Annotated in this window: 6 protein-coding genes; 1 reads left to right on the forward strand and 5 read right to left on the reverse strand. The window is 38.9% G+C overall.

Going from position 1 to position 8,264, the window contains the following annotated elements:
- Window positions 1–308: 308 nt before the first annotated feature.
- Entirely contained in the window at window positions 309–1,607 is a 1,299-nt protein-coding gene (locus ACILQF_RS07790; RefSeq protein WP_395626855.1) for a Gfo/Idh/MocA family protein, read from the reverse strand.
- Between the two features lie 142 nt (window positions 1,608–1,749).
- Here ACILQF_RS07790 and ACILQF_RS07795 point away from each other — a divergent pair, with 142 nt between their 5' ends.
- The gene (locus tag ACILQF_RS07795; protein WP_395626856.1) at window positions 1,750–2,178 is read left to right on the forward strand and encodes a hypothetical protein; all 429 of its coding nucleotides are present in this window, start codon (window positions 1,750–1,752) and stop codon (window positions 2,176–2,178) included.
- A 923-nt stretch (window positions 2,179–3,101) separates the two neighbouring features.
- Here the strand turns inward: ACILQF_RS07795 and ACILQF_RS07800 are convergent.
- The 4 genes from ACILQF_RS07800 to ACILQF_RS07815 form a co-directional block, all read right to left on the reverse strand.
- Entirely contained in the window at window positions 3,102–4,394 is a 1,293-nt protein-coding gene (locus tag ACILQF_RS07800) for an aminotransferase class V-fold PLP-dependent enzyme (protein ID WP_395626857.1), read from the reverse strand.
- 112 nt (window positions 4,395–4,506) lie between these two features.
- A complete protein-coding gene (locus ACILQF_RS07805; protein WP_395626858.1) occupies window positions 4,507–5,865 on the reverse strand; it encodes an alkaline phosphatase family protein in 1,359 nt (452 codons plus the stop codon).
- 10 nt (window positions 5,866–5,875) lie between these two features.
- On the reverse strand, window positions 5,876–7,084 hold the full coding sequence (eboE, locus tag ACILQF_RS07810) for a metabolite traffic protein EboE (RefSeq protein WP_395626859.1): 1,209 nt from the start codon (window positions 7,082–7,084) through the stop codon (window positions 5,876–5,878).
- Window positions 7,081–8,211: a 3-dehydroquinate synthase gene (locus ACILQF_RS07815; protein ID WP_395626860.1), complete on the reverse strand. Its 1,131-nt coding sequence runs from the start codon at window positions 8,209–8,211 to the stop codon at window positions 7,081–7,083. Before ACILQF_RS07815 ends, eboE begins: the two co-directional genes overlap by 4 nt.
- Between the last annotated feature and the right edge of the window lie 53 nt (window positions 8,212–8,264).

An 8,264-nucleotide genomic window follows, 5' to 3' on the forward strand; every position in this document is an offset into this window, starting at 1 on the left:
CTTTTGTTGTATTGACATTAACCCATTTCAATGGAGAATATTTTACTTTAGCACCAGAAAGAACGTCGTCCATACTTTTGGAAGTACCAAATTCAAAAAGCACATCCTGTGAAAAAGCAATGTTGCTAGTCATTAGCAATACGAAAAAAAGAATTAATGTTTTATTTATCATATTATTTGTTTTAAGTATTCATTATTTGATAGTCTTGAAGCCGTCCTATGTTTGGTGCACCATTCCACTTATCACCCTATGGTCGGTCCTGTGGTCGGTGTTGTCGCCGTACCACTCATACCTCTGCGAGACCTTTTTACAAAACCTTAGTTATTCCCGGAACTGCAGGCTCTGATACAGGCCATTTCAGATCCCAACTATACTGATTAAAATCAGGACCAATTACCTTCTCCGAATTCATTGCCTGCTCCCAGGTAATGGTTTGTCCGCTATAGGCAACCATACGAGCCAGAATACCTAACATAGTACTGTTGGCCATCATTTCTCCATCATTTAAAAGCTTACCCGAACGTATAGAAGCAAAAAGCTCATCGTGTTGAACTTGATACATATCTCTCTTCTCACCCCCCTCATAATTCCAATTCGTTTTACCGCTTATTTTATGTGTTTGGCCCTGATACAATGCAGTACCTTCCGAACCGATAATTTCTACTGAGTTTTTACCTGAACATCCATCCTGCTGGCGACAAAAATTATAGCCTTTAACGCCATTTTCAAACTCGAATTCGATGGCAAAGTGATCATAAATATTACCCCATTGTTTCTCTACCCTCGACTGCCGACCACCGGTTCCGAAAGCTTTCAAAGGCATCTTACTACCCAAAGCCCAGGTCATCATATCCATATTATGAACCACCATTTCAACGATAAAATCGCCTGATAACCAGTCATAATAATACCAATTGCGCATTTGATATTCCATGTCAGTCCATTCGGGCTTACGGGGAAAATACCAGAGTCCGCCACCATTGCGTGTAGAGTTAACCATTCTGACTTCACCAATGTCGCCATTCTGGACCCTCCCGAAAAGCTCTCTTTTTGGAAGATCATAACGGAAAGTAAAACCTGATACAAGCGAAAGGCCCTTATCTTTTGCCTTTTTTGAAGCTGCCAACACCTTACGCACTCCCGGAGCATCAACGGCCACGGGCTTTTCACAGAAAATATGTTTTCCTGCTTCAACTGCAGCAACTAGTTGATCGGGACGAAAACCTGGAGGAGTAGTCAATAAAACCACATCCACATCCGACTCCATTACACGCTTGTAAGCATCAAAACCGACAAATCTATTCTCCTTTGGCACCTTTATCTTATCGGGATGGGCTTTCATTAAAATATCATAAGAGCTATCCAAACGATCTTGAAAAACATCCGCCATAGCGGTAATAATCACGTTGGGATCCGCTTTAATTGCCTGACTAGCAGCACCAGTACCTCTGCCACCACAACCAATCAAAGCTACTTTCAATACGCTCTTGCTTTGGGCAAAGGTTGTTTTAGGAAGTGCAGCCGATAATCCAAGTCCAGTTCCAATTACAACTGCACCTGAAGATTTGATAAATGATCTGCGGTCGCTGTTTTCAAGTTTAGCCATATTTTAATTCTAATGATTAAAATATAATAATACTAAAATTATTTTTAATTAGCACTGAAAGACAGAATGTTAGAAATTTATCTATGGTTGGTATTTCCTGTGCTTGGTGCTGTACCATGCTTCCTCTTACAATACTGGTACGGTGACAACACCGACCAGAGGAGCATTAGGTTTTACATCGTCGCAAGCTTTTGACTTATATTCTGTGAAGCAGAATCAAAAATTAATATATTTGAATGATAATTATCATGTAGATTATTTTCAAAAAGAAACAAAGAAGCTAATTGAAAAATTTTTGATAGAAATTGAGCTTACCAAAAAGATGCAAAAAGATTTCCGGACTATGCAAGCTGCTCCTGCAGAAGATCCCTTTCGTGACAGGAAATATATCAATTGCCTCGCTATAGCAACTGCGGCAGGAATTGGCGCTCATATTGCTTCTGCACCTTTAGATGTGGCCACGGCTGGATTATCGGCTTTACTATGCCATGGTGCTGCGACATTGTTGCAAGTAGCGATGTCTGATTCATGTTATGTAGCTTGGCTAGAAGTTGGTCCGAAGCGGGATTAGTGAATATTATAAACTTAAAATATGAAAATTAAATACATGTCTATATTCGGGTTAATTGTAATTTTTGTTGGCAGTCAATTTATACCAGCAAATATTTATCCCTATGTGTTATTCCCAACAATCTTCTTGCTCGCATACGCCCTAATCCAGAAGATAAATTCAGAGAAAAAACAAGGTATGTTAAACTTAAAACGGTATCTCCCTATGTTAATCGGCCTATTAATATCAGCAGGGATTTTTATATTTTATTTTACCCGAATTTAATGTATAACTGTAGAACCTGAATAGCACTGTTTTTTCTTAAAAGTTCTCATTTTTGCATCACCTTCCTATGGCTCTGCTTACAGTCGAGTTCCGGGATAAATTCAGAATATTATTAAATTTGTCGGCATTACTGAAGAGTGAAAAGAAATAAGCCAATAAAATACCGTGCAATAAAACAACCAATCTAATTACACCAATTGCCGCAGAAACAATGAAGGTCTATACCATAATATACATCCAAGGAGTAATCCAATTATATGAATATTCGACAGAAAAATAAGATTGCCTGTTAAGTCCCGCCCTAACAGGCACGTTGATTATAACTTGGCACTCTTACAATGCTAAGGATAAATAGGTCACAAATATCAACAATTATCCTAGCGATAACGACCAAAACTGCTGCAATTAGTACCCTAGCTTTCTTATTTTTAATTCCTAACCCAGAACCGGTGTTAATATGTTTTGTTTCCACATGATGGATAATTCAACATTGAATAATTCCTGCTTTATTAAAGTAGGCAAGTTTTTATATTAATTTATTCATGTTTGGATAACCTATTTTGCGATAACCTGATCCAGTATTAAATTTCAGGCACAAAAAATTAGAATGAGCAAAAAATTGATAATGGCTCAACAGATAAGAGTATATATTTGAATGCCTATTTCTTTGCAGCAATCTCCCCAACAGCTTTTACGAATTTATCAAGTTCATTCAAACGGGTATATACATGCGGAGTTACTCGAACACAGTTTGCTGTATCGTAAACAATTGGCACTGTATGGATTTTATATTCACTGAACAATTTACTATCCAGTTCTCTTGGGCTAATCCCATCTATACTGAAGCCGCATATTGCACAGGAATATTCAGGTTTTAAAGAAGTGTGAATTTTAACCCGAGGAATTTCCTTTACCTTCTCTGCCCAATAATTTTTCAAATAACGTACCCGATCTTCCTTTCTCTTACTTCCTATCGCATTATGAAAATTTATTGCTTCCCCAATACCCTGCTCAATAGGAAAACTTCGGGTGCCAAGGGTTTCAAATTTTCTGATATCGAAGGATCTAGGATTTGGATTACTAACCAAAGGCCAAATTTTTTCAATTTTTTCTTTTTTGATGTACAGCATCCCGCTTCCAATTGGAGCACTTAAAAACTTATGTAGGGATGTTCCAAAATAATCGCAATGCAAATCCGGAATTTTAAAGTCAAGCAAGCCAAAGGAGTGTGCACCATCACAAATCACCTCAATTCCATATTTATGTGCCATGTCGGATATCTTTCTGACCGGCATAATTTGCCCAACCCAATTCACAATGTGGGTTACATGAATGATTTTCGTTCTAGGCGTTATTGCTTTCTCATAAGCAGCCACTATTTCTTCATCGTTTTCAATGGGGAATGAAAAGCTAAGCTGCTTATAAACTACGCCCTCTCGCAGAGCACGTTGCTTCCAGGCACTCACCATGTTGGGATAATCAAGCAATGCCCCAATAACTTCATCACCCGCCTTTAAATCCAATCCGAAAATAATTGTATTTAACGCTTCCGTAGCATTTCTGTTGATTGCAATCTCTTCCTTTTCACATCCTGCAAGACTTGCAAGGCTTTCACGCAATGGCTCGCGGCCCTGATCAAGTATCCTCCACATAAAATAGGAAGGGCCTTCATTGCTTAATTTGTTATATCGTTCAACTGCTTCTTGCACAACCCGGGGCGCGGGACTTACTCCTCCATTATTAAGATTTATAATATTAGGACTAACTGTATAAGATTGTTGAATAACACTCCAATAATCTTCATTTGAGGCAATTGCTTCAGGACTTAAATTTTTTACCTGACTATTTGCGGATGATATTTCTGCCGCTTGCAATTGATTGAAAATGCTATTGACCGAAAAAGCACCGGCCATTAGCCCCAATTGCTGAATAAATTTTTTGCGCCCAGACATTGAAACTTAAATAGTTAAGACAATCATTCAATTAGAATACAAGATATCTAAAATCCATGACAAATAACTAAACTACCGTTAAAAATACTACCTCCCCTATCAACAAGAATTATTACTCTTGTTTTCGTAGCGATGACAGAATAACATTAAATACATGATTAGCAGAAATGAGCGATCCTTCCTGTTTTTGATCAGTAATCAGCACCGGCTGATATTCAGGCCTGACCCCAGTTCTTCCATGTGATCCCTTAATCAAATTTGCATCCAGTGGTATTACGTCCATCACATATCTGAAACCTGCCTTTTTTCTTAATAATTTATATCCTGCCCTTAGTTTTGAGCTCATAAACATCTCAACAGGATCATATCCGGGTTTTTTGTGAATATCAACGCAGCGTGCATAATCCGGTGCATTGTTATCATCCATCCAAAAATAATAGGTAAACCAACTGTCTTCATCAGCCATTAAAACTAAATCTCCAGAACGCTCATGGTCGATATGGTAAGCTACCTGCTCTTTTTTATCTAGTATAAGCTCCACTCCTGAAACACCTTTCAACAATTCCATTACCTTTACCCTAACTGATGGATCATTGATATACACATGAGCGATCTGATGATCGGCAACTACAAATGCTTTTGATGCCCCAGGGTCCAGTAATTCGAGTCCGCGTTCTATACGGATTTCCAATAAACCATGCTCTCTGAAAAGTCGATTTAAATGTAAAGGATTTTTAACCGGTGATATTCCATATTCAGAAAGCAGGATGATTTCTGCCCCCTTATTTTCATAAAATGTAATTAGTCCTTTAAGTACATCATCTATTTCGTTTAATTCCTTTTGAATCTTAGTAAAATCAGGTCCGAATTTTTGAAGACAATAATCGAGATGCGGCAGATAGATAAGGCTCAGGGTAGGATCATATAGGTCATCTGTAATCATCGATGCATCTGCAATCCATTGAGTCGATTTAATATTAGCCCCCGGACCCCAAAACTGAAATAATGGGAAATCCCCTAATTTCTCCTGCAGCACATCACGCAGGCTTGCCGGATGAGAATAACAATCAGGCATCTTACGACCGTCAGCAAGGTAGTTCGGCCTTGGGGTAATAGCATAATCGGCGGTTGAGTACATATTATACCACCAGAACATTGTTGAACAAGTGAAAGACGGGTCCTCTTTTTTTGCAATTTCCCATATTTTTTCACCGCTCACCAGCTTATTAGACTGCTTCCAGAATTTAACTTCGCAGTCTGTCCGGTCATACCAGCCATTACCCACAATGCCAGTATCTGAAGGCCATTTACCAGTCAGATAGGTGGATTGTGCAGAGGTGGTCAATGCCGGCAGTACAGGTTCTATTCTTGTGAGATGTTTACGGCTTACATAATTGCTCAAAAATGGCATATGTTCTCCGATGACCGAAGTTGAAAGCCCTACAACATCAATTACAACTGTTTTCTTCATCACATCAAATTTATTCAAGTATGTCTTTGACCCATTTCAGCTCCCTGATGATACTTTGATCGATTGGCATCTTTAATGAATCGGGAAGCACTTCCCAGGTATAGGTTTCAACTTCTAAATGATCTGTAAAAAGCTTGCTCTTCTGAATATTCAAAATTTCAACAATATCCAACTGAGTGGATCTTAGCAAACCAAGGTCTTCTGCAAATACAGGGACGTGGAAATGTGCCCGCCATTCTTTCACCATCGGATTTAATGAATCATTTAAAGCCTCCGGAAGATCTCTGTACCGAATTAATGAACTATCAATATTTCTGGCAACTACCTGATGCAGGTAGGTAGATTCATTGTACTTTGAAAAAGCTTCAGCTATACTTACTCTGGAATTTGCATCCTCAGGCATATCCGCTTTTAGCGCTGCACTAATCTGAATCTTTCCTATTCTTATTCCTTTTTTATCGAGCTGTTCCAAAATTTCGGAATGCTGTTCATATCCTATGGCGAAATGACAAACATCATAACATAAACAAATATGCTCTTTAATACATTCTTCAGCCTCTAAATCACTAATCTTCAAACTATCAGTCAAAATTAACTTTGCCATAGGGATCAGCATATTCTCATACCATGCTATAAATTCAGCACCGGTTTCAAGCATCCCATCGGGCTCAGGTTCAATATCTAGGTGCATCCTTATGCCGCTACTTATTTTTAACCTAAACAATTCTTCGGCAACAAGAATAATATTTTTAGTTGCTGTTTTTTTTGCCTCCTCAGACAATTCTTTTGTTGGGAACCAATGCCTATAACTAAGCGGAGAAGTAGAAATTCCTCCTTCCATACCTTCCGGCAGGAGTTCAGCCAGAATCTTAAAAAGCCTGACCGTATATTCAAGTCGTGCTTCGCTTGTCCAGTCGGGAGCATGAACCTGATCCTTCACAATTGCATGATGAAAATCCCCATAAGGGAAGCCATTCATCGTAAAAACATAGGCATCGTTATCATTCAGCCAGGTTTTAAAACCCTGTATTTCATCCGGATGAAGTAATTCGGTACTTGCAGAATTAGATAATCGCAAACCTATACCCATAGCCAGATCTGGGCTAACCTGTTTTTTTATGCCGGGGAAATTATTCTTTATTGCCTCAAAATGATCCTTCCAGCTTTCACCTGAGTGGATATTAGTACAATAACTTAAATGCCCAGACTCAAGTTTCATAGCTTCTTTCTTAATAATTGAGAAGCTTCTTTCAGTATTTCAGGATCTATTTCATGAACTTCAATTCCCTGTCCGATTTTTTCAAGCAGCATAATGGTCAGTTCGCCACCGAGGTGTTCACGAAACTCTTCCAGGCCAAGCAGGATTGGTGAACTATCATCACTTACATCCATCAAGGGATGTACCAGATCAAAACCAAGCTTATTTAACAGATCGATAATTCTTTGGCTTTCTACATCCGACAAATACCCACATAAATTGGAGTAAACCGTATCCAGGGCCATTCCCATTGCTACGGCTTCACCATGAAGCACTTCAAAATCTGAAAGTTGCTCAAGTTTATGAGCACTCCAATGTCCGAAATCCAGCGGACGGGAAGAGCCTGATTCAAATGGATCACGGCCTGCAATATGCTGCATATGGAGTTCGGCACATCTGCAGATTAAATAATTCATCGCCTCGCGATCACGCTCAACCAGAGCAGCAGCATTGTTCTCTATCCAATCAAAAAAATCGGGATCCTTAATGAGCGCAACCTTCACAGCTTCAGAGATTCCGGATCTGTAATCGCGCTCAGAGAGGGTGTTTAAAAAAAGTTCATCGTTAAAAACAGCAATGGGCGGTGCGAAGGTTCCAAGGAAGTTTTTCTTACCAAAATAATTAATGCCATTCTTAACGCCAATACCAGAATCGTTCTGTGATAAAACTGTAGTTGGGATGCGTATATGCCTGATTCCACGATGAGACACAGCGGCAGCATATCCAACAAGATCGAGCACCGAGCCACCACCAATAGCAGCAATATAAGAGTGTCTGTCGATTTTATGTTTATTTACAGCTTCCAATATTTGATCAAAATATTGAGTGTCATTTTTTACAATTTCACCACCGGGAACAATCACTATTTCAGGAACTAATTGTACGGCATGATGAATGCTGAAATAATCCTTCAACAGCTGAACTACCTCAAGACCTACACCCGCATCCACAACAAAAAGAATTTTACGAATAATCCCGGGACCTTTCAAAAAATCATTCAACAGCGTATTCGATTTGTTAAAAAGTCCGGAAGTAAAATATACTTTATACTCAAATTTTACAGTAAATGATTGTTGAAGGTATTTCATAGTATGAATGTGCGCTTGCAGAATAGTTGGCCAGGGCTTCTATTTAAATCTGA

The sequence above is a fragment of the Daejeonella sp. genome (assembly GCF_044232565.1).
Taxonomy (GTDB): domain Bacteria; phylum Bacteroidota; class Bacteroidia; order Sphingobacteriales; family Sphingobacteriaceae; genus Daejeonella.

Excerpts from the sequence above, each read along its gene's own strand:
- ACILQF_RS07815 (WP_395626860.1), bottom strand. The coding sequence starts at position 8,211 with ATGAAATACCTTCAACAATCATTTACTGTAAAATTTGAGTATAAAGTA.
- ACILQF_RS07805 (WP_395626858.1), bottom strand. The coding sequence starts at position 5,865 with ATGAAGAAAACAGTTGTAATTGATGTTGTAGGGCTTTCAACTTCGGTC.
- ACILQF_RS07800 (WP_395626857.1), bottom strand. The coding sequence starts at position 4,394 with ATGTCTGGGCGCAAAAAATTTATTCAGCAATTGGGGCTAATGGCCGGT.
- eboE (WP_395626859.1), bottom strand. The coding sequence starts at position 7,084 with ATGAAACTTGAGTCTGGGCATTTAAGTTATTGTACTAATATCCACTCA.
- ACILQF_RS07790 (WP_395626855.1), bottom strand. The coding sequence starts at position 1,607 with ATGGCTAAACTTGAAAACAGCGACCGCAGATCATTTATCAAATCTTCA.